At 64.9% G+C, this 22,271-nt stretch carries 25 protein-coding genes; 15 read left to right on the top strand and 10 right to left on the bottom strand.

Annotated elements, in window-relative coordinates:
• Window positions 1-198 precede the first annotated feature (198 nt).
• Both ACXJMY_RS36085 and ACXJMY_RS36080 read left to right on the top strand, forming a co-directional pair.
• On the top strand, window positions 199-1,260 hold the full coding sequence (locus ACXJMY_RS36085) for a lytic transglycosylase domain-containing protein (RefSeq protein WP_456624116.1): 1,062 nt from the start codon (window positions 199-201) through the stop codon (window positions 1,258-1,260).
• Between the two features lie 210 nt (window positions 1,261-1,470).
• Window positions 1,471-2,646: a DUF2336 domain-containing protein gene (locus ACXJMY_RS36080; protein WP_456624115.1), complete on the top strand. Its 1,176-nt coding sequence runs from the start codon at window positions 1,471-1,473 to the stop codon at window positions 2,644-2,646.
• 146 nt (window positions 2,647-2,792) lie between these two features.
• On the opposite strand, the gene ACXJMY_RS36075 is transcribed toward ACXJMY_RS36080, so the two are convergent.
• Together ACXJMY_RS36075 and ACXJMY_RS36070 are read right to left on the bottom strand one after the other, a co-directional pair.
• Window positions 2,793-3,371 (bottom strand): Hpt domain-containing protein, encoded by a 579-nt coding sequence (locus ACXJMY_RS36075; RefSeq protein WP_456624114.1) that lies wholly within the window; start codon window positions 3,369-3,371, stop codon window positions 2,793-2,795.
• Between the two features lie 31 nt (window positions 3,372-3,402).
• Window positions 3,403-3,948, bottom strand: coding sequence for a response regulator (locus ACXJMY_RS36070; RefSeq protein WP_074123331.1), 546 nt, complete (start codon window positions 3,946-3,948; stop codon window positions 3,403-3,405).
• Window positions 3,949-4,120: 172 nt separating this feature from the next.
• Between ACXJMY_RS36070 and ACXJMY_RS36065 the strand changes: the two genes are divergently transcribed.
• From ACXJMY_RS36065 to ACXJMY_RS36055, 3 genes are read left to right on the top strand one after another with little or no spacing between them, the layout of a single operon-like run.
• Complete coding sequence (locus tag ACXJMY_RS36065) at window positions 4,121-4,684, top strand: DUF2975 domain-containing protein (protein WP_456624113.1); 564 nt, start codon at window positions 4,121-4,123, stop codon at window positions 4,682-4,684.
• 2 nt (window positions 4,685-4,686) lie between these two features.
• Window positions 4,687-4,941 carry a helix-turn-helix domain-containing protein gene (locus ACXJMY_RS36060; RefSeq protein WP_456624112.1) on the top strand — a complete coding sequence of 85 codons (255 nt, stop codon included), beginning with the start codon at window positions 4,687-4,689 and terminating at the stop codon, window positions 4,939-4,941.
• Between the two features lie 34 nt (window positions 4,942-4,975).
• A complete protein-coding gene (locus ACXJMY_RS36055; RefSeq protein WP_456624111.1) occupies window positions 4,976-5,560 on the top strand; it encodes a hypothetical protein in 585 nt (194 codons plus the stop codon).
• Window positions 5,561-5,573: 13 nt separating this feature from the next.
• Here ACXJMY_RS36055 and ACXJMY_RS36050 read toward each other — a convergent pair whose 3' ends face one another.
• Complete coding sequence (locus tag ACXJMY_RS36050) at window positions 5,574-6,353, bottom strand: NAD kinase (protein WP_456624110.1); 780 nt, start codon at window positions 6,351-6,353, stop codon at window positions 5,574-5,576.
• A 250-nt stretch (window positions 6,354-6,603) separates the two neighbouring features.
• Between ACXJMY_RS36050 and ACXJMY_RS36045 the strand changes: the two genes are divergently transcribed.
• Entirely contained in the window at window positions 6,604-8,175 is a 1,572-nt protein-coding gene (locus tag ACXJMY_RS36045) for a S10 family peptidase (protein ID WP_456624109.1), read from the top strand.
• On the opposite strand, the gene ACXJMY_RS36040 is transcribed toward ACXJMY_RS36045, so the two are convergent.
• Both ACXJMY_RS36040 and ACXJMY_RS36035 read right to left on the bottom strand, forming a co-directional pair.
• Window positions 8,165-9,550, bottom strand: coding sequence for a serine hydrolase domain-containing protein (locus ACXJMY_RS36040; protein ID WP_456624108.1), 1,386 nt, complete (start codon window positions 9,548-9,550; stop codon window positions 8,165-8,167). The genes ACXJMY_RS36045 and ACXJMY_RS36040 overlap by 11 nt on opposite strands.
• 104 nt (window positions 9,551-9,654) lie before the next feature.
• The gene (locus ACXJMY_RS36035) at window positions 9,655-10,194 is read right to left on the bottom strand and encodes a tetratricopeptide repeat protein (RefSeq protein WP_456624107.1); all 540 of its coding nucleotides are present in this window, start codon (window positions 10,192-10,194) and stop codon (window positions 9,655-9,657) included.
• A gap of 250 nt (window positions 10,195-10,444) precedes the next feature.
• On the opposite strand from ACXJMY_RS36035, the gene ACXJMY_RS36030 reads away from it, so the two are divergent.
• The 4 genes from ACXJMY_RS36030 (at window position 10,445) to ACXJMY_RS36015 (ending at window position 12,945) form a co-directional block, all read left to right on the top strand.
• Entirely contained in the window at window positions 10,445-10,816 is a 372-nt protein-coding gene (locus ACXJMY_RS36030; RefSeq protein WP_456624106.1) for a His-rich protein BRANT, read from the top strand.
• Window positions 10,817-11,015: 199 nt separating this feature from the next.
• Window positions 11,016-11,450: a hypothetical protein gene (locus tag ACXJMY_RS36025; protein WP_456624105.1), complete on the top strand. Its 435-nt coding sequence runs from the start codon at window positions 11,016-11,018 to the stop codon at window positions 11,448-11,450.
• Between the two features lie 283 nt (window positions 11,451-11,733).
• Entirely contained in the window at window positions 11,734-12,441 is a 708-nt protein-coding gene (locus tag ACXJMY_RS36020) for an outer membrane protein (protein ID WP_456624104.1), read from the top strand.
• A 264-nt stretch (window positions 12,442-12,705) separates the two neighbouring features.
• Complete coding sequence (locus tag ACXJMY_RS36015; RefSeq protein ID WP_456624103.1) at window positions 12,706-12,945, top strand: hypothetical protein; 240 nt, start codon at window positions 12,706-12,708, stop codon at window positions 12,943-12,945.
• Between the two features lie 28 nt (window positions 12,946-12,973).
• On the opposite strand, the gene ACXJMY_RS36010 is transcribed toward ACXJMY_RS36015, so the two are convergent.
• Window positions 12,974-13,228 carry a hypothetical protein gene (locus tag ACXJMY_RS36010; protein WP_456624102.1) on the bottom strand — a complete coding sequence of 85 codons (255 nt, stop codon included), beginning with the start codon at window positions 13,226-13,228 and terminating at the stop codon, window positions 12,974-12,976.
• Between the two features lie 304 nt (window positions 13,229-13,532).
• On the bottom strand, window positions 13,533-13,919 hold the full coding sequence (locus ACXJMY_RS36005) for a hypothetical protein (protein WP_456624101.1): 387 nt from the start codon (window positions 13,917-13,919) through the stop codon (window positions 13,533-13,535).
• Window positions 13,920-14,023: 104 nt separating this feature from the next.
• On the opposite strand from ACXJMY_RS36005, the gene ACXJMY_RS36000 reads away from it, so the two are divergent.
• Window positions 14,024-14,188, top strand: a complete 165-nt coding sequence (locus ACXJMY_RS36000; RefSeq protein ID WP_456624100.1) for a hypothetical protein — start codon at window positions 14,024-14,026, stop codon at window positions 14,186-14,188.
• 3 nt (window positions 14,189-14,191) lie between these two features.
• Here ACXJMY_RS36000 and ACXJMY_RS35995 read toward each other — a convergent pair whose 3' ends face one another.
• Window positions 14,192-14,383, bottom strand: a complete 192-nt coding sequence (locus ACXJMY_RS35995) for a hypothetical protein (protein WP_456624099.1) — start codon at window positions 14,381-14,383, stop codon at window positions 14,192-14,194.
• A gap of 255 nt (window positions 14,384-14,638) precedes the next feature.
• On the opposite strand from ACXJMY_RS35995, the gene ACXJMY_RS35990 reads away from it, so the two are divergent.
• From ACXJMY_RS35990 to ACXJMY_RS35975, 4 genes are all read left to right on the top strand, one after another.
• Window positions 14,639-16,336 (top strand): methyl-accepting chemotaxis protein, encoded by a 1,698-nt coding sequence (locus ACXJMY_RS35990; protein WP_456624098.1) that lies wholly within the window; start codon window positions 14,639-14,641, stop codon window positions 16,334-16,336.
• Between the two features lie 258 nt (window positions 16,337-16,594).
• On the top strand, window positions 16,595-17,308 hold the full coding sequence (locus tag ACXJMY_RS35985; RefSeq protein WP_456624097.1) for a class I SAM-dependent methyltransferase: 714 nt from the start codon (window positions 16,595-16,597) through the stop codon (window positions 17,306-17,308).
• 102 nt (window positions 17,309-17,410) lie between these two features.
• A complete protein-coding gene (locus tag ACXJMY_RS35980) occupies window positions 17,411-19,249 on the top strand; it encodes an outer membrane protein assembly factor BamB family protein (RefSeq protein WP_456624096.1) in 1,839 nt (612 codons plus the stop codon).
• A 1,028-nt stretch (window positions 19,250-20,277) separates the two neighbouring features.
• Window positions 20,278-20,691, top strand: a complete 414-nt coding sequence (locus ACXJMY_RS35975) for a GFA family protein (RefSeq protein ID WP_456624095.1) — start codon at window positions 20,278-20,280, stop codon at window positions 20,689-20,691.
• Between the two features lie 109 nt (window positions 20,692-20,800).
• On the opposite strand, the gene ACXJMY_RS35970 is transcribed toward ACXJMY_RS35975, so the two are convergent.
• A complete protein-coding gene (locus ACXJMY_RS35970) occupies window positions 20,801-20,941 on the bottom strand; it encodes an LPXTG cell wall anchor domain-containing protein (protein WP_456624094.1) in 141 nt (46 codons plus the stop codon).
• Entirely contained in the window at window positions 20,938-21,369 is a 432-nt protein-coding gene (locus tag ACXJMY_RS35965; RefSeq protein ID WP_456624093.1) for a hypothetical protein, read from the bottom strand. Before ACXJMY_RS35965 ends, ACXJMY_RS35970 begins: the two co-directional genes overlap by 4 nt.
• Window positions 21,370-22,271 lie beyond the last annotated feature (902 nt).

The following is a 22,271-nucleotide window of genomic DNA, read 5'->3' as shown; positions in this document are numbered from 1 at the left end:
ATAAGAAGTAGCCCCTCTGTCATTCCGGGGCGTGCGCAGCGCGAGCCCGGAATCCATCGTGAGGCATCACGCGCAGGTGGATGGATTCCGGGCTCGCACCTTTGGTGCGCCCCGGAATGACTCGGGGTGGGGGCCGAGGGCCGAATTAACCCCGCATTAACCATAGCTGTCCCACGGTGAGACGACAGGGCGTCCGAATTGCCGGCGCCGCTCAACGCCGCGCGGGGCGGGCACTCCATCATGTCGGTCGACAATTCCAGTGCCACGCAGACGGCCGCTACCGATCCGTCGCGGGCGCGCGTCGCCGGTGCGATCAAGCAGGCCTCCAGCCTCACCGGCGTCAGCTTCGAATACATGCTGACCACCGCCAAGATGGAATCGGATTTCGATCCGACGGCGGGCGCCACGACGTCGTCCGCGCACGGGCTCTACCAGTTCATCGACCAGACCTGGCTCGGTACGGTGAAGGAGGCGGGGACCCAGCTCGGCTATGGCAACTACGCCGACGCAATCACCAGGACCTCGTCGGGCAGCTACACCGTCGACGATCCCGTGATGAAGCGGTCGATCATGAAGCTGCGCGACGACCCGGAGGCTGCCTCCAGCATGGCGGCGGCGCTGACGCAGTCGAACAGTTTCAAGCTTACCGGTCTGCTCGGTCGCAGGCCGTCCGACAGCGAGCTCTACATGGCGCATTTCATGGGCGTCGGCGGAGCCGCAAAACTGATCGCGAATGCCGAGGACAATCCGCAAGCGATCGGCGCGCGGCTGTTCCCCAATGCGGCATCCGCCAACCGTTCGATCTTCTACGCCAGGGATGGCCGCGCCCGCAGCGTCTCCGAGGTCTATTCGGTGCTGGACGCGCGCTACGCGAGCGCGGCAAATTCGAAGACCACGCGCAGCGCGATGGCGATGTATGGGGACGCGCCGTCGACCACGCAGGTCGCGAGCGCAAACGGTGTGCAGGCGACCGCACCCTTGATCAACAACGCCGCCTACCTCCAGACCTTTCCGGACACCCGCGGCGTGACGCCCGTCGGCGCAACGTCGCCAGCGACGGTCGCGGACAATGCACCGAGCACGCCGGTGTTTCGCTCGATCTACCAGCCCGGCGATGCCACGCAGCCGGTCTCGACGACGGTGCAGAAATTGTGGGGCAACAATGCCTCGCTGACCTCGGTGGCTTCAGCGACCCCCGAGGTGCGGCCGCCGCAGCCGCTTGATCTCTTCAGCGATCGCAGCGGCACCTTCTCGAGCTGACGTCTACTCTCGTGTCCCGGACGCGGAGCGGCACGCATTGACGCTCCGCTGCAGAGCGGGTGCAGGCGAGTCAGGCAGCTTGGTTCCATTAACAAAACGTCAATAAAACCAGCCAGTTATGGTGAACGCTTTGTTAAGCGTCGTGGTTTATTTTGTGTTGCAGGTGACGAGCCGTCACCATTTTCGTTTGTTGTGTAAGCCGGAAGCAGCATGATTGTTCGGCAGTTCATCAATTGGATCAGGACGGCGCCCGCCGGCGAGCGGGCCGAGGCGACGCGGGCATTGGCCCGGGCCTGGTTGATCTCAGACCTTTCCCATGACGACCGCGTCGCCGCCGAGGGCGCGCTGCTGATGCTGCTCGACGATCCGTCGCCGCTGGTGCGGCAGGCGATGGCGGAGGCCTTTGCGCGCAGCACGGATGCGCCGGCCGCGATCGTGCGGGCGCTGTCGGCGGACCAGCCGACCGTCGCGCTGCCGGTGCTCGAACATTCGCCGCTCCTGATCGATGCCGATCTCGTCGACATCGTTGCGACCGGCAACGGCGAGGTGCAATGCGCCATCGCCCGCCGTATCGCACTGCCGGTCTCGGTCTGCGCCGCGATCGCCGAGGTCGGTTGCGCCGCAGCCGCGCTGGAGCTGATCGAAAATCCCTATGCCGAGCTCGCGCCGTTCTCCTGGGACCGCATCGTCGAGCGTCACGGCCATCTCGCCGCGATCCGCGAAGCGATGCTGGTGCTCGAGGATCTGCCGGCCGCGACGCGGGCCGCGCTGGTGGCAAAGCTCTCGGAGACGCTGGCGCAATTCGTCGTGGCGCGGAACTGGCTGAGCGCCGACCGCGCCGACCGCATGACGGCCGAGGCGCGTGATCGCTCCACCATGAACATCGCGGCGCGTTCGCGCGGCGAGGAGATGCAGGGGCTGGTGCGGCATCTGCGCATCACCGGCCAGCTCACCGCGGGCCTGATCCTGCGCGCGCTGCTGTCGAGCAATCTCGAACTCTTCGACGCCGCGCTGGCCGAATTGGCCGATCTGCCGCTGGCGCGCGTGTCCGCGCTCCTGCATGACCGCGGCGGCGCCAGCCTGCATGCGCTGCTGCGCCGCGCCGGCCTTCCCGAGGCGACCTTCGCGGCGTTCCAGGTCGCGCTCGATGCCTGCCACGAGCAGGGCTTTGTCGATACCGACGACAATGCCGTGCGGCTGCGCCGGCGCATGGTCGAGCGCGTGCTCACCCATTGCGAGACCGACGGCGGCGCCACCGAGCCGCTGATGATCCTGCTGCGGCGCTTCGCCACCGAGTCCGCCCGTGAAGAGGCAAGGCTGTTCTGCGACGAGCTGGTCGCCGATGAGGCGATCGATCCGGTGTATGACGATCTGATCGCGGCGTAGCGAGATGCCGTAGGGTGGGTTAGCTCTAGGACGGCGCGAAGCGCAGTCCTAGGCGTAACCCACCACTTCTGTCTCTGCGGAAATCAAAGCGGTGGGTTATGCTGCGCTAACCCACCCTACGATCGCGCTCGCAATGACGAGGGGAGCTACTCCGCCGGAACGATGCTCGGCGCGAGGATCACCTCGAGATGCTCGGGGCGGTCGCGGTTGACGTGGGCGAGATATTCGTCGGCGACCTTGCGCAGGCGGCGGCTCAACTCGGCGGAGACGCTGATGCTGTCGAGCCTGGTGTTCTCGTGCACGATGGCCAGGATGGCGTTGATGTGGTGCGTGAACAGCTCGGCCGGCACTCTTTCGAAATCAGGCGCGTGCTCGATGACGCGGCACAAGCTCTCGGCGACTGCGGCCGCCGCCGGATAGCCGAACGTCGCGGCGTCGCCCTTGATGTCGTGCGCGGCGCGGAACAGCTCGTCGCGCCTGTCCTTGCTGAAGCCGTCGTTCCGGATCGCGACGTAGGCGGCCGACAGCCGGGTGACCTCGGTCGCCATCCAGTCCTTGAACTCACTGGCGAGGCCGGCCAGCGCCTGCTCGGCGCGTTCGACCGGATCGTCCATGTCCTTTTCCTTGACCCGGCGCAGCACCTTGCGCAGCGGATTGGGCTGCGTGATCAATTGATGCGTGGCGAAGGCCTTGACCTCGATGTCCTTTGCGCTGTTCTTCGCCATGATGCCTGCCTCGTCGCTTTAAGACGTTGCGCTAGATGGAGGAGCGGGCCTTGTCGAGCAGCGAGGGCTGCTGGAGCACCTCGTGCTTTTCGCCGACACGGCGCTCGGGGCCCATATAGGCGGAATTGGTGTTGCGGCGCCGGTCCGGCCCGAAATAGGTCTTGGTCTTGATGAAGGGCCGGGGATTGGCGACCACGTTGAGAATGCGCTGGTAGAGGCCCTTGGCCGAGATCGGCTTGGCCAGAAATTCGGTGACGCCGGCATCGCGCGCGATCGTGACGCGGCGCTTTTCGGAATGCCCGGTCAGCATGATGATCGGCGCATAGGGATTGCCCTTGGATTCCGGCTGCCGGATCATCTGCGCCAGCTCGAGACCGTCGAAGATCGGCATCGCCCAGTCGGTGATGACGATATCGGGTACGTAATGGCTGTACATTTCCAGCGCGGTGGCGCCGTCCTCGGCCTCGTAGACCTCGCGCGCGCCGAACGAATGCAGCAGCGTCCGCAGGATGCGGCGCATGTGCGGATTGTCGTCGCAGACGAGGAAGCGCAGCTTGTTGAAATCGATGCGGAACATGACGCCTGGGCCAGAGCGGTCAACTTTCGTTAACCATATCGCGGCGGGGGTTAATGAAGGGTTGCTGCTGGCATTTCGCGGGGTACGTGGGGAGGGGAGATGATAATATCGTAATTCTGCCATTTTTTATTGTAAAACGATAAAAACATACAATTGAATGGGAGCTAGTCCGATGAGCGTGATCGCGTTTCCTTTTCCTGCGCCGGTCGAGCCGCGGTTGCGGCGTATCGGACGGATCGTGGCCGTCGGCGCGCTCCTGTGCGTCGTCGGCGCTGTGCTTGCGGTGCCGCTGCTCTGGTCGAGCGACGAGGTGCTTAGACACTGGATCGCGACACAGTCCCCGCTGGGGGCGCGGCCCTTCACGCTCAATTTCGGCACGCGCCTCGCCGGCGCCCTGATCAGCCTGATCGGACTTGGCCCCGTTCTCTACGCCTTGTTGCAGCTCTCGATGTTGTTCTCCCGTTTCGCGCGCGGTGAGGTCTTCGTGTCCGACAACGCCTGGCGCATCCGCCGGATGGGCCTCGCACTGATCGTCAACGCGCTGATATCGCCGCTGGTGCAGATGCTCACCACGATCAATCTGACGCGCGCCAACGAGCCCGGCCAGCTCGTGGTCATGTTCGGCGTCGAGCAGCCGCATGTGCTGTCGGTGCTGAGCGGCCTCGCGCTCGTCGCCTTCGCAACCGTGATGGCCGATGCCGTTCGCGCGTGGCACGAGAACAGCGAGATCATCTGACCATGCCGATCATCGTCAACCTCGACGTCATGCTCGCCAGGCGCAAGATCAGGTCGCGTGAGCTTGCCGCGCGCATCGAACTCACAGAAGCGAACGTCTCCCTGCTGAAGTCGGGCAAGGTGCGCGGCATCCGCTTCGACACGCTCGAGCGGATCTGCGCCGTACTCGACTGCCAGCCCGGCGATATCCTGGAATATGTCCCCGACAGAGCGGACGACGCGCTAGAGCCGCGTGGGGCCGGCCGGAAATCGGCCTAGCGAATCCTTCAAGTCTAGATTGGAGATGCCTGCGATGAACCGCCTGGCGCGTGTTCTTGCGAGCGCGGCTGCGCTCATGCTTGCCGGTTGCAGCTCGGTGCCGCTGACATCGATCCCGCCGCTTGCCCGCATCGATGCCAGGACGACGGATCTGTCGATGCTGCGCGTCGCCGTGCAATTGCCTGACGCGCTGCGGCCACGTTCGGGCGGCGTCAAGCTCGACGTCGTCACCAAAGTGGCCGGCGAGGCCGAGACCAACACGAGCTTCGCCATGATGGGGATGAGCGACCCGCGAGATCGCGTCGGCCTGCCTGCGCCACCGCAGGGCTCCTCAACCTACGCCTATCGCTTGTCGCCGGGCGATGCTGCGCGCTTCGAGGCGCTGCGTGCGTCGATGGTCGAGCAGGGGCAGAAAGGCAAGCGCGGCTCGATGGGGCTCGGCGTCGGAGCCAAGGAATTTTGCCGCACGAACGCGGCGGCGCAGGCATCGCTGCGCGTGACGATCTATCTGATGACGTCGGAGACGAAGAGCTTCGTTCCCGTCGTCAGGGATTTCGATCTGCTCGGGGATCCCGCCATGGCGGGAGGCCTGGAATCGGTTCAGCCTTGCGGCCAGTGATCCGCGTCGGAGCTCAGGAGCCGAACTGCTCGCGCAAAATCCGCTCTTCCAGGCTGTGGCCGGGATCGAACAGCATGCGCATCGAGATGGTCTTGTCGGACAGCACCTCGACACGGCGGACGTCGCGCACCTCGTCGTGGTCGGCCACCGCCGCGACGGGGCGCTTGTCGCCCTCCAGCACCTCGATCACGACATAGGCGGTGTTGGGCAGCAGCGCGCCGCGCCAGCGGCGCGGGCGGAAGGCGCTGATCGGGGTCAGCGCCAGCAGCGCGGCGTTGATCGGCAGGATCGGCCCCTGCGCGGACAGATTGTAGGCAGTCGAACCTGCCGGCGTCGCCACCATGATGCCGTCGGCGATCAGCTCGGGCATCCGCTCGCGCTCGTCGATCAGGATCCGCAGGCGCGCGGCCTGGTAGGTCTGCCGGAACAGGGCGACCTCGTTGATGGCATGATGCAGGTGGACGCGGTCGTTGACGTCGGTCGCGCGCATCAGCAGCGGGTGGATCTCGGATTCATGGGCCGCTTCGAGGCGTTCGCGCAAATGGTGCGTGGCGTACTCGTTCATGAGAAAGCCGACCGTACCGCGATGCATGCCGTAGATCGGCTTTCCCGTGCGCATGTGCTGGTGCAGCGTCTGGAGCATCAGCCCGTCGCCGCCGAGTGCGACAACGACGTCGGCCTCGTTCGGATCGCAATTGCCGTAATGCTTGGTGAGCTGGCCGAGGGCGGCCTGCGCCTCGCCGCTCGGGCTGGCGACGAAGGCGATCCGGTCGTATCGCGAGGGCTTGGTCATGGCTTCCGGCAGGGCCTGCTGGCTCGAGAAAGTTCCGCCGGGCTCGTCTATAGGCCTGGGCCTCGATTGTCGAGGATGACCGTCCTTCAAGGCAAACGGGCGACTGCCGGATTCCGGACGAAACCGGGGGGCGTTTCGCGCCCGATCGGCCTCTTCAGGGGGCACCTGGCCAATGATCCCCCAAACCGTCGCAATTCCGCGCTAACATTTCGGGCTCTCCGGATCTCACAGCCGGGAAGGGAGAACGATCATGATCACGAGCTTGCCGGCGCTCCGTTGCACGGCCCTGGTGCTGGCGGTGTCGACTTTCGCGCTTGGAGGCTTTGCGCGTGCGGACGATCCGCCGCAGCCGCGTTCCGAGACGACGGCACCAACCGGGCAGAAGGGCGGGCGCGGCGGTGGTGCGCAGAACCCGTCGCCGTCTGCCGCCGAGCCACACCGTCTCCCGGCGGATTCGACCACCAGGCAGACGCTCGATCTGCCTGGCCGGACGCTCGCCTTCGCCGCGACCGCAGGCTCGATCCGCGTGTTCGACGAGAAGGGCGATCCGCTGGCCGATATCGCCGTCACCTCCTACGAGCTCGACGGCGCCGACCGCACCACCCGCCCGGTCACGTTCCTGTTCAACGGCGGCCCCGGCGCATCCTCGGCGTGGCTCCAGTTCGGCAATGCCGGACCATGGCGGCTGCCGCTCGATGGCGAGGGGCTGTCGCCGTCGGCCTCACCCGAGGTGAAGCCGAACGCGGAGACCTGGCTCGACTTCACCGATCTCGTCTTCATCGATCCCGTCGGCACCGGCTACAGCCGCTTCGTCGCCAGCGGCGAGGACGCGCGAAAGCGGTTCTATTCGGTCGATGGCGACGTCAATTCGATCGCACTGGTGATCCGCCGCTGGCTAGAGAGGCATGACCGGCTGGTCTCGCCGAAATACGTCGCGGGCGAGAGCTATGGCGGCATTCGCGGACCGAAGGTCGTGCGCCAGTTGCAGCTGCAGCATGGCGTCGGCGTCAGGGGATTGATCCTGGTGTCGCCGCTGCTGGACTTCCGCGAGTTCACCGGCTCGAGCCTCCTACAATATGTCGCGACGCTGCCGAGCTATGTCGCGGTGGCGCGCGAAGCCAAAGGACAGGTCAAGGGACCGGTCACGCGCGCCGATCTCGCCGACGTCGAGGCTTACGCGCGCGGCGAATTCCTGGCTGATCTCGTCAAGGGCGAAGCCGACAAGGAGGCCACCAACCGTCTCGCCGACAAGGTCGCCGAACTCACCGGCATCGACCAGGCGGTGAGCCGCAGGCTCGCCGGCCGCTTCGACGTCGGTGAATTCCGCCGCGAGTTCGACCGCAAGAACGGCAAGGTGACCGGACGCTACGACGCGTCCGTGCGCGGCCTCGATCCCTATCCGGATTCCGGCAATTCCCGTTTCGGCGACCCTTCAGGCGATACGCTCCAGGCGCCGCTGACGAGTGCCGCGGTCGATGTCCTGACACGCAAGCTCAACTGGCGGCCGGACGGCTCCTATGAAGTCCTGAACGGCGCCGTCGAGCGCAATTGGGATTTTGGAGGCGGCATCAACCCGCCGCAGTCGGTGTCGGAGCTGCGCCAGATCCTCGCCACCGATGCGAAGCTGAACGTGCTGGTCGCGCACGGCCTGTTCGATCTCGCCACGCCCTATTTCGGAACGAAGCGGGTGCTCGACCAGCTGCCGGCCTTCGCCACCTCCCGGGTGAAGTTCGTGGTCTATCCCGGCGGCCACATGTTCTATTCGCGCGATGGCTCGCGGCAGGCGTTTCGCAGTGAGGTCGAGGCGCTGATCAGGGAGTAGGCCGGCGTTTTCGCGGTGGGTATCTCTGCGCGATCTCGCGGGCCACGACTTTTTCCGGCTTGATATTGGCGCCGGCGATCCAGACGTCGCTGACCTTGCCGCGCGCATCGCGCACGCGGCGCACGGGCTCACCGTAACTTGAGTGGCCGGCAGCCCAGGCGAGCTTGCCGGAGTCGCGGCCGGTGACCTCGATCTCGGAGGCGTCCATGAACGGGTTGTTGAACTGCGGATTGGCGACGAGCACGCGGTTGCCGATCGGCACGAGGTCCGTCGCGCCCCAGATCGTCCACCAGCGGCCGGTCCAGTCGCGCACGCGCCGGTCGGGTGCGCCGCGGGTCTTGAAGACGCGCAGGATCTGCATCGCACCGTCCATCCAGAACGGCGCCGCGCCGTCGATGGAGTTGCTGAGGATGCTGATCGCGAGCTCGCAAGCGGGGATGGAGCAGGTCCGGGAGATGTAACCTTGAAAATGGCCGCCATGGCCGAACCAGTCCCAGCCGTCGGTCTTGCCGGCGCCGATGCCGAGGCCGTAATAGGCCTCGAAACTTTGCGGGATGCGCCAGTGATGCCGCGTCATCTCGCGGCGGCTTGCGACCGACAGCACGCTCTTCCTGGCGTTTGGCGCAAGCTGCGCGAAGAAGCGGGCCGTATCGCCGGCGGTGGCGGCGAAGCCCGTGGCGGACGCCATCGCGTGCGTGGGATTGTCGCCGGGGATCACGCAACGCTCGCCCAGCGGCACTTTTCGGGTGTGGCCGCGCGCGAACGGCGCGCCCTTGGGAAGCGGCGCGTCCGGCTCGGTCTCGCGCAGGCCCGCGGGCTCGATGATCTCGCGCTTGATCCAGGCGGAGTAGGGCTCCTTCGTCACCGCTTCGATCACGAGGCCGATCAGGCCAAAGCCATGATTGGAATATTTGAAGCGCGTGCCGGGGTCTATCACGGTGGGAAGCTTCAATTCCGCCAGCAACTCCTTCGCATTGAGATAGGGGCGGCTGTCGATGAACTGGCCGGAATCGGCGCCGTCGCGCGTCAGGCCTGCGCTGTGCGAGAGCACTTGCGCGATCGTCGTCTCTGCGACGCGCGGATGCAGGCCGCCGACATACTGGCCGATCGGATCGTCGAGCCGGATCTTGCGCTGCTCGCGCAGCTTTAGAATGCCCGCTGAGGTGAAGCTCTTCGAGTGCGAGGCGATGCGAAAGCGGTGGCGCGGAGTGAGCTTCTCGCCGGTGTCGAGATTGGCGAGACCGAATGCATGCTCGGCGACGATCTCGCCGCGATGAGCGAATGCGACGATGACGCCCGGCTGCTGGATTGTCGTCTGCTGGAATTCGACCCAGGAGCCAATGTAGTCGATCGCGGATCGCAGCCACGTGTCCATTGCGCACCAATATGCGAGGGGAGATTGGTGCGAGGCTAGCCGAGAAAGCGGAACGGGCACAACCCCAAGGTTGTGCCCGTCGCTTCATTCGAAGATGCGAAGTCTCAGTAGACCAGCGTCGCACCGGTCGGCTTGTCGAGCGCGGCGGCCAGCGAGCGATACTCGGAGCTGTCGGTGCCGGCGAGCGAGGCGATCTTGTTCAGATGATACTGCGCCTGTTCGCGGTTGCCCTGCTCGAGCTGCCAAAGGCCGTAATACTGCCAGGTGCGGACGTGGTTCGGATCGTCCTTCAGCGCCAGCTCGTAATAGACCTTCGACGACTGGTAGTCGCCGAGCTTGCGGTAGGAGTAGCCGATCAAATTGGCGACGTCGGCCACGTCGTCGCGCTTGAGCGACTTCAGCTGGTCGATCGCGCCGGTGTAGTCGTGGTTGTCGTAGATCGTGGTGTAGGCGGTGCGATAGGCCGCGAGGAATTTGGGATCACTGACGGAAGAGCTCTTCTTCTTGGATTTCTTGGTCGAGGTGTCCGACTTCGGCGGCGAGGGCTCGTCGCTGCCCGCGGCGTAGGCGCTGGTCAGCACCGGTCCGGCGGCCAACGCCATCGAGACAAGTCCCGGTACCAGAAGCATGGAAAGTCTGCGCATCTATCTTCTCCCGTATGGAACGTGGCGATCCTACACGATTGCCCGAAGACCGGAACACCCAACGGGCAGAAACATTCCCAAAAGCCCCGCTTATTCGTTCTGCCGCAGATTACAAACTTGTCATCGAGATGAACGGAAGCCTGCAACGGGCTTCAGACTGGGTTCAGCGCGCAGCACCTAGGCTCCCACCTACGATCGACGGGTAGGCGACAGGGCGCCGCCTCAAGATCCTTCAAAGAGGAGACACACCATGTTGAAGACCATTTCCGCAGCCTTGCTTGCAGCTTCCGTGATCGCAGCCCCGGCATTCGCCGCCGAGGCCGGCAAGACCACCACGACGACCGCACCGGTGATCAAGGCTGACCAGAGCCAGACCAAGGCGTCGACCACCGCCGCGAAGCCGGACACCGGCGTCAAGGCCGACACCAAGGCCGCCGACGTCAAGTCGGACGTCAAGGCGGACTCCAAGGCGAAGGCGATGAACGCCAATGCCGCCGTCACGCCCGACGCGCACAAGACCGTGCGTACGCATCGCCATCACCACAAGCAGGTGTCGGCCAAGAAGTCGCTGAAGGCGCAGCCGGACGTCGTCAAGCCGGCGACCACCGACAAGCGTAGCTAACGACTGATCCCGCGCGGCGGATCCCCAGCATTGCCCCCCGCCGCCGCGTGCGGAATTCAGGCCCGGCCCGTTCGCCATGCCTTGTGCGAAAGCACGAGGTGTCGGCGGCGGGCCGGTGCGCCGTGCCGCAAGCGAATTCCCTTCGTGCAACCTTGGGGCTAGAACATCTCCGATTCTGATCGAGCGGAGAACGTGAGCTGTGGGGCGATTGGCGAAACGTGCGGTGAGCTTGGCACTGATCCTGGCATTGCCGCTGGCGCTCGCGGCATGTTTCGGCAGCGATGGCGACCGTTCAACATTGATGGGTGGCACCCAGGCCGGTGGTCCGCAGCCGTTCCCCGACAATTTCCGCGGCGACACGCTGGCCCTGATGCGCAGCTATCTGAACAATCCGGTCGGCGTGCGCGAGGCCAGCATGGCCGAGCCGGTGCTGCGCGAACTCGGCGGACGGCAGTTCTATGTCAGCTGCCTGCGCTTCACGCCACGCGAGACCGACGGCAGCTACAAGGGGATGCGCGAGCGGGCAGTCGTCTTCGTCAACGGCCGGGCGGATCGGGTCGTCGACCGCGCCAACGAGCTCTGCGCCGGGGCGGTTTACGGACCCTTTCCGGAACTGGAAAAGATGACGCGGTAGCGCAAAGCCCACCTTCATCGCCTGGTGCTAGAACAGTCCTGCCGGAGCCGCTGGATCACATTTTGGCGAGCTTTGAACGGAGCGGATTTGCCTTGCGACAAATCGTTACGGCAAGTCGTGCGCGGACGGCAAAATCTGTCCGCGCAAGACAACGTGACGGAACAAAACACGTCGTTGCCGCCCCGTCACAGTCACGAACGATCAACGTTCCGGCATCGCCGCGAGGCAACCAAATTCACGCCACGTTGTTTGCTAAGGGTAGTTTAGATAACGGGGATGATCGATGAAAACGTATTGGCTCGGCGCGGTAGCTCTGCTCGCGTTGGCAGCGCCTGCCGCAGCGGCCGACATACAGCAGCGCCCCTATACCAAGGCGCCGGCCTATACGCCGCCGCAGGTGATCTATAACTGGACCGGCTTCTACATCGGTGGCCATGTCGGCGGTGCGTTCGCCGGCGACAGCAGCTTCCAGTCGAGCGACGCCCGCTTCCTGGGCGGCGTGCAGGGCGGCTTCGACTACCAGTTCGCGCCCAATTGGGTGGTGGGTGTCGAAGCCCAGTATTCCTGGCTGCCGACCAACAACAACGGTGTCCTGTTCCCGCTCGGCACGCAGGTGACGTCCAACACCGACCAGATCGGGTCGGCGACCGGCCGCATTGGCTACACCTGGGGACCGGCGCTGGTCTACGCCAAGGGCGGCTACGCCTGGCGCAACAACAATCTCGGCGTCAACGTCGCCGGCGTGCCGCAGGCCTTCACCACCTCCGGCAACAGCAAGGACGGCTACACTGTCGGTGCCGGCCTCGAATACATGTTTGCGCCGAACTGGTCGGCCAAGGCCGAGTACCAGTACTATAATTTCGGCAGCACCACGCTCACCTCCGGCCCCGCAGACGTCGTCGGCGTCCGCGGCCGGGAGGACGAGCATACCGTCAAGGTCGGTGTGAATTACCGGTTCGGCTGGGGCGGTCCGTCGGCCTCGCGCTACTGAGCCGCCGGCAGGCGCCATGACCTGACGCCACGATCTGACAAAGGCCGGCCTCGCCGGCCTTTCGTTTGCCAGCCTCCTGCTCGCCGGCCCCTTGTTTGCCTCGCGTGAACCATCTGGCGCGTCATTTGCAAGCAAACATTCCGGCGCGCGCCTTCTCACGCGCGTCATGGGGCTGAGGTAAAGCAAAAATAATTTTTGCCGCTTACGGAACTCGCGCTCCGGAACGCGTTATCATGAGAATTACGGGCTGGTGGGACAACGAACATGCGTATCTTGGCGTCGGTGGTGGTCTTGTGCGTCGTTGCGCTGCCGTGCTCTGCACAGACAATCCTCAAATCCGAGCCCTTGATGCTGGCACCCTATGAGGTCGCCTTCGTCCGGGACAGCGCCTGTCCGTCCGGCAAGGTGCTGAAGGTCACCGGCGCGATCCGCGGGCTGCACCGCCGGAAGGCCTGTGTGGCCCTGGCCGGTGAGCAGGCGTCGCTGGCGACCGCCACGCCCTGACTAGCCCCCGGCCTTCCTTCGCCAGATCTCAGGAATCGAACTGCGGCTCCATCCTGGACAGCAGCTCGGCCTCCGCCTTGTTCTTGGCGGGGTCCTCGCCTTGGGCGGCCCGGCAGGGCTTGATCTCGTAGTCGTTGTCGAGCACCCGGCGCGGTCCGGGCCGCCGATCGTCGGTACCGACGTCGACGACGAGGCCGCTCCGCCGCGCAAGCTTCCAAACGTCGGCCTCATCCGGATAGGCTTTGCTGATCTGAGCGTCGTTGCAGAACAGCGCGTAGGGCATCCTTGCCGCTCCCATAAAGCCCCTTAACGTCTTCAGGGGGTGAGGGTTTCCCCGCCCGACGGTCGATCACGGGGGCGTGATCAGGACCTGGCCGGCCGTGAGTCGTAAACGAGTCCTGAATCCCAAAAAAAAGAATCCCTGGGACTCTTTTGCCGGAATCAGCGGATGTTTTCGGCCATGACGAGCGACCTGAAAACCTCCTGCGGGCACATGCTTTTGCCGCTGACGCTGGCGCTTTTCGGCGCCTGCGCGGCCAATCTCTGGCTGGTGTGGTCGTGGCTATAGGGGCTCTGAGAGACCGGCTCTATTTGTCCGCCGGCGGTGGACGGGGCGGGACGTCGCCGATGGCGGCGCGGAGCTTGGTCAGGGTTGCCGCGCAATATTCCTCCCGTTCGCGCTCGAACCGCTCCTGGTGCTTGCGGAAATTGGCGATGCGGGCCTGCATCTCGGTGCGGAAATCGCCGCCGGTCCGCGGCGGCGCGACTTGGGCGACTTGGACGACCTGGGCGGGCTGAGGCTGCGGGGCGGCGCGCCGCGGCTCGACCTGGACCGCAGCAGCCTCGACGGCGACGGTCTCCAAGGATACGCCCGGCGCAGCCGCCGGGGGAAAGTGGTCCTTCCTGCCGGTTACCGATTGGACGAAGGCCAGTGTCTGCGCGATCAGTTCGTCGCGTTCCCTGATCCACTTCATGGTCCACCCCTAGATAGAGCTATTCCAGCAAAGCTGGTTCGCCGAATCAAGAAGGAGTTCTGCTGGGGATTGCATATTTTTCCCGAACGCCCGAAACTCGACGGATGGATTCCGACAAAGAACATTCGGACGAGGTGCTGGGCTTGAGGCTCGTGCGCGCCTTTCTGTCGCTGCCGCCGGACAAGCGGGCGGAGGTGATCGCGTTCGTCGAGGAATTGGTGCGTGCTCATGGCCAGCCCGAGGAGGGCCAGAAGGCCTCGCCGACGTGACCGCTATCGCGCGCGCGGATTGATGTTGGGCACGAAGGGCGCTCCGACCACTCGGACCGGTACCTCGGCTGCGGCATCGACCGGCCTGCTCTCGGCAACCCGCGTCTCCGGGCCCTGACCCCGGACCGGCTCGAGCAGCGCCAGCGTGCCGGCCACCACGGCGCAGCACAGCGTCACCACCGCCAGCAGAAACATGTTTCGGTTGTCTTCTCTGATCCGCATGGGCCGAGAACGGGCAACGCCGCCGATTGGTTCCGAGCCGGCCGTCCCGGATCAGCGTCGCCATGATCGGCCGAAGCTTGCGCGAGGCTTACGGGCGGGCTCCGGACGGTTATTTTTGCATGGGACCATGCGCGTCACTTGGCATCAATTTTTAACGACCGCTGGTTCCAATGGCATCGCTGGGACTGCTTCGGTCGCTGGGGACCGGAAAATCATTGGACGGCTGGAATGAGCTTCTTGAACAATTTGAAGATCGTGTGGAAGGTCGCGCTGATCGTGGCCGTGATGGGATGTGCGATGGTCGCCGTCGCCGGCTTCAGTACGCGCGAACTCTCCGCGACCGTCGACGGCTTTGCCGAGCTCTCCGCCGCCCAATCGGCGGCTCTCAACCTCACGCGCGCCCAGCGGCGCGCCGAGACCTATCATGCGGCACTCTACGCCGTCTTCACCGAGGCGACAGAGGCCGGCAACACCAGGCGCTTCAAGGTCGCGAAGGAAAATCGCGACGGCATCGCCAAGTTTCTGGAAGCAGCCGAGCAGGACGACCCGACGCGGGCCAAGGAGATCAGGAGCATCGGTGATCAGTTGAGGGCTGTTTTCGTCGGCTGCGACCCGGTGCTCACCGACGGCACACAGGCAAGCAGCGTCGAAGAGAATGCCAAGGCAGCCGAACGCGCGCACAAGGAGTGCGACCCGCTGATCGATGCTGCCCTGGCGCGCATCGCCCAATTCGTGACCGAGACGGCCCAGGCGGTGTCCAAGCGCAAGGAAGCCATCAATCGCGACGCCAGATCCGCGACCTGGACCGTGATCGGCGTCAGCGCCGGTGGCCTGATCGTCGGCATCGCGATCGCGTTCTTCATCGGCCTCAATGCGATGTCCCGGCCGATCGCCCGGCTCAAGCTCGCGATGGAGGGCCTCGCCCACAACGACCTCGAGACCGAGGTGCCCGAGAAGGGCCGCCGCGACGAGATCGGCGACATGGCCCAGACGGTCGAGGTGTTCAAGACAAACGCGCTCGAGGTGGAACGGCTCAAGGCGGCGCAGGCTGAAGCCGAGCGTCACGCCGCCGAGCAGCGCCGCCGCGACATGATCAATCTCGCCGACGGCTTCGAACGGGCGGTGGGCGAGATCATCGAAACGGTGGGATCCGCATCCACCGAACTCGAAGCATCGTCCTCCACGCTTGCAACCACCGCGCATCGCGCCCAGGAGCTGACCTCGGTCGTCGTGGCCGCATCGGGCGAAGCGACCGGCAATGTGCAATCGGTCGCGACCGCCACGGAAGAGCTGTCCTCCTCGGTCACCGAGATCAGCCGGCAGGTGCAGGAATCCGCGCGGATGGCAAGCGAGGCCGTCAACCAGGCCCGCACCACGACCGAGCGGGTCAGCGAGCTCTCGATCGCGGCGACGCGGATCGGCGACGTCGTCGAGCTGATCAACACCATTGCCGGCCAGACCAACCTGCTGGCGCTCAACGCCACGATCGAGGCGGCGCGTGCCGGCGAAGCCGGCCGTGGCTTTGCGGTGGTGGCCTCCGAGGTGAAGACGCTGGCCGAGCAGACCGCGAAAGCCACCGGCGAGATCAGCCAGCAGATTTCCGGCATCCAGACCGCGACCCAGGAGTCGGTGAGCGCCATCCGGGACATCTCCGCGACGATCGAGCGGTTGTCGGAGGTGTCCTCGACCATCGCCGCGGCCGTCGAGGAGCAGGGCGCCGCGACCCAGGAGATCGCCCGCAACGTGCAGCAGGCGGCCCACGGTACCCAGCAGGTCTCCACCAACATCACCGACGTGCAGCGCGGTGCCGCCGAGACCGGCTCGGCCTCCTCGCAGGTGCTCTCGACCGCGAAGATGCTGGCGACCGACAGCAACCGGTTGAAGGACGAAGTCGGAAAATTCCTCCAGACGGTGCGCGCGGCCTGAGCCTGCGCGGCGGCAACGGTCCGCCGCGCGTCCTATCGCGCCAGCAGGAAACCCAGCGCGAGCGCGAGCAGTGCGGCCGTCATGACGACCGCCGTGGCCGCGCCGGCGACGATCCGGGCCTTCTCTCGGCTGGTGGTGGGACGCATAGGATTGAAACGCGACGGGTGAGGCGAACGGGTTCGCTTGCAGACGATTTCGGACGGAGCGCGCCCCGAGTATAGTGCGCATGCGACGGAATTTCGATGCGAGTCTTGTCCGATGATCCCCAATCGTCCTCCCGTGCTCGCCCATGACCGGTTCGTGGCCGACCGCGAGAATTTTGCCGGCCTCGATCTCGCCGCGCGGTTCGACCGGATCGAGCGGACGAACCTTTGGGGCGCGGCGACCTCGGTCTCGGGCCTCGGCTCGGAGGACGGCGCCACCGCCGCGATCCGGGAGGCGCTTGCGCCGCTGTTGCTGCGGCTCGGCGTGCGCTCGCTGCTCGATGCGCCCTGCGGCGACGCGGGCTGGATCGGCCGTATGAGGCTCGATGTCGACTACACCGGCATTGACATCGTGCCGTCGCTGATCGCGACCAACATTGAACGTGCGGCGCGCGGCGAACTGTCCGGCCGCTTCCTGGTTGCGGACATCACGCGCGATGCGCTGCCGGCTGCCGACATGATCCTGTGCCGGGACTGCCTCGTGCATCTGAGTTTTGCCAATATTGATCGCGCCGTCGCCCGCTTTCGCGGCAGCGGCGCGCGCTTCCTGCTGGTCACGACCTTTCCCGATTGGGACAACAATCAGGATTGCGAGGACGGCGACTGGCGCGCGCTGAACATGGAGCGGCCGCCCTTCGGCTGGCCGGCGCCGCGCGCGCTGATCAACGAACGTTGCGAGGAGGGCGCCGGCGGCTGGCGCGACAAGAGCCTCGGGCTTTGGCGGCTGGACGAATTGCCCGATGGCGGTCGCATTGCAAAGCCTGGGTGACAGGCGCCAGCGCGACCTCCGTTGCCTCGGCGATTGCCTTCGCGATACACTCTGGGTTGTGTGAAGCGATCCCGTGTCACGGTTACAAGGCCGGAGGCCGTCATGAAGCTGAGCGTCATCGCAGTCGCCATGTTGATCTGCTGCTGCGCCTCGGCGAAGGCGCAGCAAGACGGCGCCGCGCTCTACGCAAGCCATTGCGCGCAATGCCACGATGCCGGCGATGCGCAGAGCCGTGTGCCGGGCCGCGGTGCCATGCAGGCGATGTCGTTCGATCATGTGCTGGGGACGCTGACCTCCGGCAGCATGGCGGCGATGGCGAAGGCGCGCAGCGACGACGAGCGCCGGGCCATTGCAGCCTTCGTCACCGGCAAGACCGCGACCGGCGCTGCCGCGGCCGATGCGCAGGGCGGCTGCACGCAGCAAGTCAGCGGCTTTCCGCAGCCGCTCGATGGTCCGCATTGGAACGGGTGGGGCGTCGATCTCAACAACAGCCGCTTCCAGCCGGCCGAGATGGCAGGCCTGTCCGCCGACCAGGTGCCGCGCCTGCGGCTGAAATGGGCCTACGCATTTCCCGGCGCCTCGGTGTCGTTTGCGCCGCCGACGATCGTGGGCGGCCTGTTGTTCATCGGCGGCACCGATCGCAAGGTACATGCGCTCGATGCCCGAAGCGGCTGCACGCTCTGGACCTTCACGACCGATGCGGCGGTCCGCGCCGCGATCACGGTGGCGCCGCTTCCCGGCAGCGATCAGTTCGCGGTCTTCTTCGGCGATCTTCGCGCCAACGCCTATGCGGTGAATGCGCTGAGCGGCGCGCTGATCTGGAAAACGAAGGTCGAGGAGCACGCGGCGGCGCGCATCACCGGCGCGCCGGTGCTGCATTCCGGCGTACTCTATGTGCCGGTGTCCTCGCTCGAGGAGGCCGCCGGCTCGCAACCGAATTACGAATGCTGCACCTTCCGCGGCAGCGTGGTGGCGCTGGAGGCTGCGACCGGCAAGCCGGCGTGGCAGGCTTATACGATCCCCGAAGTGCCGCATCAGACCGGCAAGAATGCCAGGGGGGCGCAGCTCTACGGTCCGTCGGGTGCTGCGATCTGGTCGGCGCCGACGATCGATGCGCAGCGAAACGCGATTTATGTCGCGACCAGCAATTCCTATTCGAACCCGCCGTCCGAAACCAGCGACGCGATCCTCGCGCTCGATCTGGCGACCGGCAAGCTGTTGTGGAAGCAGCAGGCGACGCGGAAGGATGCCTATGTCGTGGCGTGCTACGGCGCGGACAAGACCAATTGCCCGGAGGACCACGGACCGGATCATGATTTCGGACAGTCGCCGATCCTTGTCACCTTGCGCGATGGCAAGCGCGTCCTCGCCATCGCGCAAAAGTCCGGCGTCGTCCACGCGCTCGATCCGGACGACGGCGGCAAAATCCTGTGGCAGACGCGGATCGGGAAGGGCGGTGCGCTCGGCGGCAGCGAATGGGGCTCGGCGGCCGATCAGGACCGTATCTATGTCGCGAATTCCGACGTGCGCTTCCTGCGCGACGGCACACGGCGTCTCGACTCCACGCAGGGCGGCGGCCTGTTCGGGCTCGATCTCGCCAGCGGAAAAATCGCGATGGAAGTGCCGCCGGTCGCCTGCGGCGATCGTCCGCAATGCAGTCCCGCGCTCTCGGCCGCAGTCAGCGTGATCCCGGGCGTCGTGTTCTCGGGCAGTGTCAGCGGCTTCCTGCGCGCCTACGCCGCCGCCGACGGCAAGCTGTTGTGGGAGTTCGACACCGCGCGGGACTATATCGCCGTAAACGGCGTCCCCGCCCATGGCGGTGCGATCGACGGCCCAGGGCCAGTCATCGCCGGCGGCATGCTCTACACCAATTCCGGCTACGGCCAGTGGAGCGGGGTGGCCGGCAACGTGCTGCTGGCGTTCGAGGTGGGGAAGGAGTGAGGGAGGCGCGCTGAGGTCGGGAAGATGTATCGCAATTGCGGCAGGGCTGAACCCGTCATCCCCGCGCAACGGCGAAGCCGTTGTCGCTGGAGGTGCGAGGCGTGCAATGCGCAGCAGTGCACGAGGAGCCTCGAAGGATGAACGGCCGAGCTGATGCAGCCGGGCCGTCGCCCTTCGAGGCTTGGCCATCGGCGCAATCGCGCCGCTGGGCGCGCACCTCAGGGTGACGGTGAGAAGTTGTTGCTTGGGCACCGACTTCACATCTTCAAACAGCCGACACGGCTTCGCATTCTCGCGGCGCGTTTCGCCCGAGCTTTGCGCTTCTCGTCACACCCGTCCGAAGAAAGGGCGCAGGGAAGACCGGGCGCCGGCTGGCACCCGCAAAGCCCCCGTGCTAAAAGCATTGCACGCGCAATGCACAGGGGAGACACAGGGCAGCCGAGACGTCCGGCCTTCCCTGCGCAGTGGTTTGACGGCCTATGCCGCGCTCTCCCCGGAGACGAGTTCCTTCTTGCCTCCGTCGCCTCGCGAATTGGCGATGCAGTCTGCCCGGTCGGGCTCGCCGCATCTCCGCAAGACTTGACCGTAGCAACGACGGCCAGGACCACACGGTTTCGCCGTACGCAAGCTTCTCCTGCTTCGCCCCAGAGCGTCCTTCGCCCGAAGGCTTCGCAGGATTTGAGCGCCGTCCGTACAACGCGGCTTGCAAGGTGCTCACGGGGTTCGGCTCAATCCACTGCCCCGCCCTGCCACTTGCATCCGCGACGCCGCCGCTCGCGTCCACCGCAGCCCGATCCACGGCTCGTGACGACGTACGACCGCCCCTTTCGCCGGATCAGGATGGCGGAAGAATGCGACAAATCAGAAATTCTGTAAAGGCGAATATTTTGGTGCGAAACGGTTGACCCAGCGCTTGCGTGTTTTGCCCGTCGGGCAGCGCAAGGAATTGTAGCCCGGGTGAACGAAGCGACACCCGCCCGGATCGGCCGCACCTCGCGGACGATCGGCTGAACAAAGGAGTGTTTACGATGATCGATGCCAGATGCAGTTGCGGCGCTGTTGCGCTTTCGCTTTCGGGACCGTCCAGGCTGGTCGCGGCCTGCCACTGCATCGACTGCCAGCGCCGAACGGGCGCGCCGTTCGGCGTCGGTGCTTTCTACTCGGCTGACGCCGTCACGATCTCAGGAGCGCCGAAGGAGTACGTTCGGACAGCTGCAAGCGGCGGCAAGGTCCGCAGCTATTTCTGTCCCGACTGCGGCTCGACGGTCTATTGGAAAGCCGACAACCTGCCGGCGATGATCGGCGTTGCCGTCGGCGCCATCGCGGACCCAAATTACCCCGCGCCGATCAGATCGGTTTTCGAACAGTCGAAGCATGCCTGGGTGGAGATCGCTGGCGCTGAGCGCTTCCGGCAAAGCAGCGTGCCGAAGAATTCGAGCTGAGAGTCGCGCGTCAGAAGCTGGTGGATTCGGATTGGTGGCACGGGTCTCCTCGGCCGTGATCCTGGTGGTTTCCTGCTTCAGCGGCGCGTCCTTCACCGGCTGACGCGCGTCAACTCCAGTCTTTGCCGAAATGCTTCCGAATCTCGTCGTAGCCATTTTGGATGCGGCGCCTTCTGAACACGAGCACCGCGCCGATGACAAGGACCGCAAGGGCCGCGATCACTACAAGCAAGCTGTAGATGTCACTCATCTAGGAACCCCGACTTGGCGGAAATCAGGCTTCGGTAAAACAGCGTAGTAGCGGCGGCCGTTCTCTCTAGGGTCGCTTCCATCGCTGGCCTTGAACTTCACAACGCGCCACTTGCTTTTTGGGTTAACCGGCTCGAACTCGTAATATCCCTGGGGCAACGGCATCGTGCCTTCATAGACGGCAAGTGGTCGCCGATCTTCGAGGTCTGCCTGGCTCTGCCTGTATCCATAAAAGCGGACAATGTGGCCCTTTTCGTCACTCCGGCCCGTCATGCTGATCGGCTCGACGCGCTCTCCTGGCGGCAGGATTTCCGGCGGTGCTCTAGGCCAGAGAAAATAGAACGGCGTCCAGACTGAATAGGCCGCCGCGGCAACGAGCAGGATGGTGCGCAAGCTAAGATCAGTCGTCGCGCGCGCCGGTTTGGTCATCTCGCTCCCCGGCTCGTGAGAGAGTGAGAATTTATCACCGCAACTTGTAATCGAGCAACCGATGGGATTAGCCTTCAGTCGGGATACATAATCACCGCAACGGGCATTGCACCGATGGCTTGCCAAGCGCCTGCCGCACGGCTTTCCTTCTTCAACCATGACCGGCAGTCCTGAGTGGCAAGCTGAGAACGCAGTTCACCAGCGGCCTCCAAAGACAGGCAAGTCTCAAAAGCGTGTCGACGGCGAAGGTTCCGCGTCGACGACGATCCAGCGTCGCGATTGCCGAAAGTTCCCGTATTATCAAATGTCAATCGGGAAGCCGAAGTGCAGCGGCCGGGTGCTGCTGTCCGCGGTAAATTTAATCCAGAAATCTTATCATTTGTTATCGCGCCTGAATTTCGGAGAAGACGATATATAAAATCAGGCGTGCCGCCTTGAGTGGTGCGCCGGGCGACCCCGTAGCGTCCGGCTCCAGCCCCGGGATGTCCGGGGTCGTTCCAAAAACGGGCCAAGCGATTCACATATGTAGGTGCAGGAACCTTCGTCGCAACGGAGCATCATCTGTGCCGGGGCTGGTACCTTTCATCTCGGATTTATTGAAACCCGGTAGGGCCGCTGTCTCAAAGCAGCGGCCCTTGTCGTGCGAGGATGGTCAGGAAATGTGATTCACAACGGCCCTCCTTTGGTTGGATGGGCGGGAACGAAACCGGTCGCTCGCTTATTTCTCATCCCCAGCCCAATCGGGAAAAAGTTGCAATTCCAGAGGTTGTGCAGATATCTTCAACAATTTGACGTTGATCATGGAGCGCGGATGATTACGTCGGCCAGATGCAAGGAGCTTGCACATCACTACAAAGCGCTGTCTTCAAAGTCCGATATTTCCGAAGGCCGAGCCTTTATGC

Source organism: Bradyrhizobium sp. P5_C12 (assembly GCF_054049735.1).
Note: the sequence above shows the minus strand (reverse complement) of the source record. Positions and strands in the feature narration are given on the sequence as shown.

Bases quoted from the DNA above. Each gene is read 5' to 3' on its own strand.
- ACXJMY_RS36035 (WP_456624107.1), bottom strand. From the start codon at position 10,194: ATGCGCAGACTTTCCATGCTTCTGGTACCGGGACTTGTCTCGATGGCG.
- ACXJMY_RS35980 (WP_456624096.1), top strand. From the start codon at position 17,411: ATGAAGCTGAGCGTCATCGCAGTCGCCATGTTGATCTGCTGCTGCGCC.
- ACXJMY_RS36055 (WP_456624111.1), top strand. From the start codon at position 4,976: ATGAACCGCCTGGCGCGTGTTCTTGCGAGCGCGGCTGCGCTCATGCTT.
- ACXJMY_RS36070 (WP_074123331.1), bottom strand. From the start codon at position 3,948: ATGTTCCGCATCGATTTCAACAAGCTGCGCTTCCTCGTCTGCGACGAC.
- ACXJMY_RS36065 (WP_456624113.1), top strand. From the start codon at position 4,121: ATGAGCGTGATCGCGTTTCCTTTTCCTGCGCCGGTCGAGCCGCGGTTG.
- ACXJMY_RS36080 (WP_456624115.1), top strand. From the start codon at position 1,471: ATGATTGTTCGGCAGTTCATCAATTGGATCAGGACGGCGCCCGCCGGC.
- ACXJMY_RS36060 (WP_456624112.1), top strand. From the start codon at position 4,687: ATGCCGATCATCGTCAACCTCGACGTCATGCTCGCCAGGCGCAAGATC.
- ACXJMY_RS36050 (WP_456624110.1), bottom strand. From the start codon at position 6,353: ATGACCAAGCCCTCGCGATACGACCGGATCGCCTTCGTCGCCAGCCCG.
- ACXJMY_RS35965 (WP_456624093.1), bottom strand. From the start codon at position 21,369: ATGACCAAACCGGCGCGCGCGACGACTGATCTTAGCTTGCGCACCATC.
- ACXJMY_RS35970 (WP_456624094.1), bottom strand. From the start codon at position 20,941: ATGAGTGACATCTACAGCTTGCTTGTAGTGATCGCGGCCCTTGCGGTC.
- ACXJMY_RS36005 (WP_456624101.1), bottom strand. From the start codon at position 13,919: ATGAAGTGGATCAGGGAACGCGACGAACTGATCGCGCAGACACTGGCC.
- ACXJMY_RS36010 (WP_456624102.1), bottom strand. From the start codon at position 13,228: ATGCCCTACGCGCTGTTCTGCAACGACGCTCAGATCAGCAAAGCCTAT.
- ACXJMY_RS36000 (WP_456624100.1), top strand. From the start codon at position 14,024: ATGGATTCCGACAAAGAACATTCGGACGAGGTGCTGGGCTTGAGGCTC.
- ACXJMY_RS36030 (WP_456624106.1), top strand. From the start codon at position 10,445: ATGTTGAAGACCATTTCCGCAGCCTTGCTTGCAGCTTCCGTGATCGCA.
- ACXJMY_RS36045 (WP_456624109.1), top strand. From the start codon at position 6,604: ATGATCACGAGCTTGCCGGCGCTCCGTTGCACGGCCCTGGTGCTGGCG.
- ACXJMY_RS36040 (WP_456624108.1), bottom strand. From the start codon at position 9,550: ATGGACACGTGGCTGCGATCCGCGATCGACTACATTGGCTCCTGGGTC.
- ACXJMY_RS35995 (WP_456624099.1), bottom strand. From the start codon at position 14,383: ATGTTTCTGCTGGCGGTGGTGACGCTGTGCTGCGCCGTGGTGGCCGGC.
- ACXJMY_RS36020 (WP_456624104.1), top strand. From the start codon at position 11,734: ATGAAAACGTATTGGCTCGGCGCGGTAGCTCTGCTCGCGTTGGCAGCG.
- ACXJMY_RS36075 (WP_456624114.1), bottom strand. From the start codon at position 3,371: ATGGCGAAGAACAGCGCAAAGGACATCGAGGTCAAGGCCTTCGCCACG.
- ACXJMY_RS35975 (WP_456624095.1), top strand. From the start codon at position 20,278: ATGATCGATGCCAGATGCAGTTGCGGCGCTGTTGCGCTTTCGCTTTCG.
- ACXJMY_RS36015 (WP_456624103.1), top strand. From the start codon at position 12,706: ATGCGTATCTTGGCGTCGGTGGTGGTCTTGTGCGTCGTTGCGCTGCCG.
- ACXJMY_RS35990 (WP_456624098.1), top strand. From the start codon at position 14,639: ATGAGCTTCTTGAACAATTTGAAGATCGTGTGGAAGGTCGCGCTGATC.
- ACXJMY_RS35985 (WP_456624097.1), top strand. From the start codon at position 16,595: ATGATCCCCAATCGTCCTCCCGTGCTCGCCCATGACCGGTTCGTGGCC.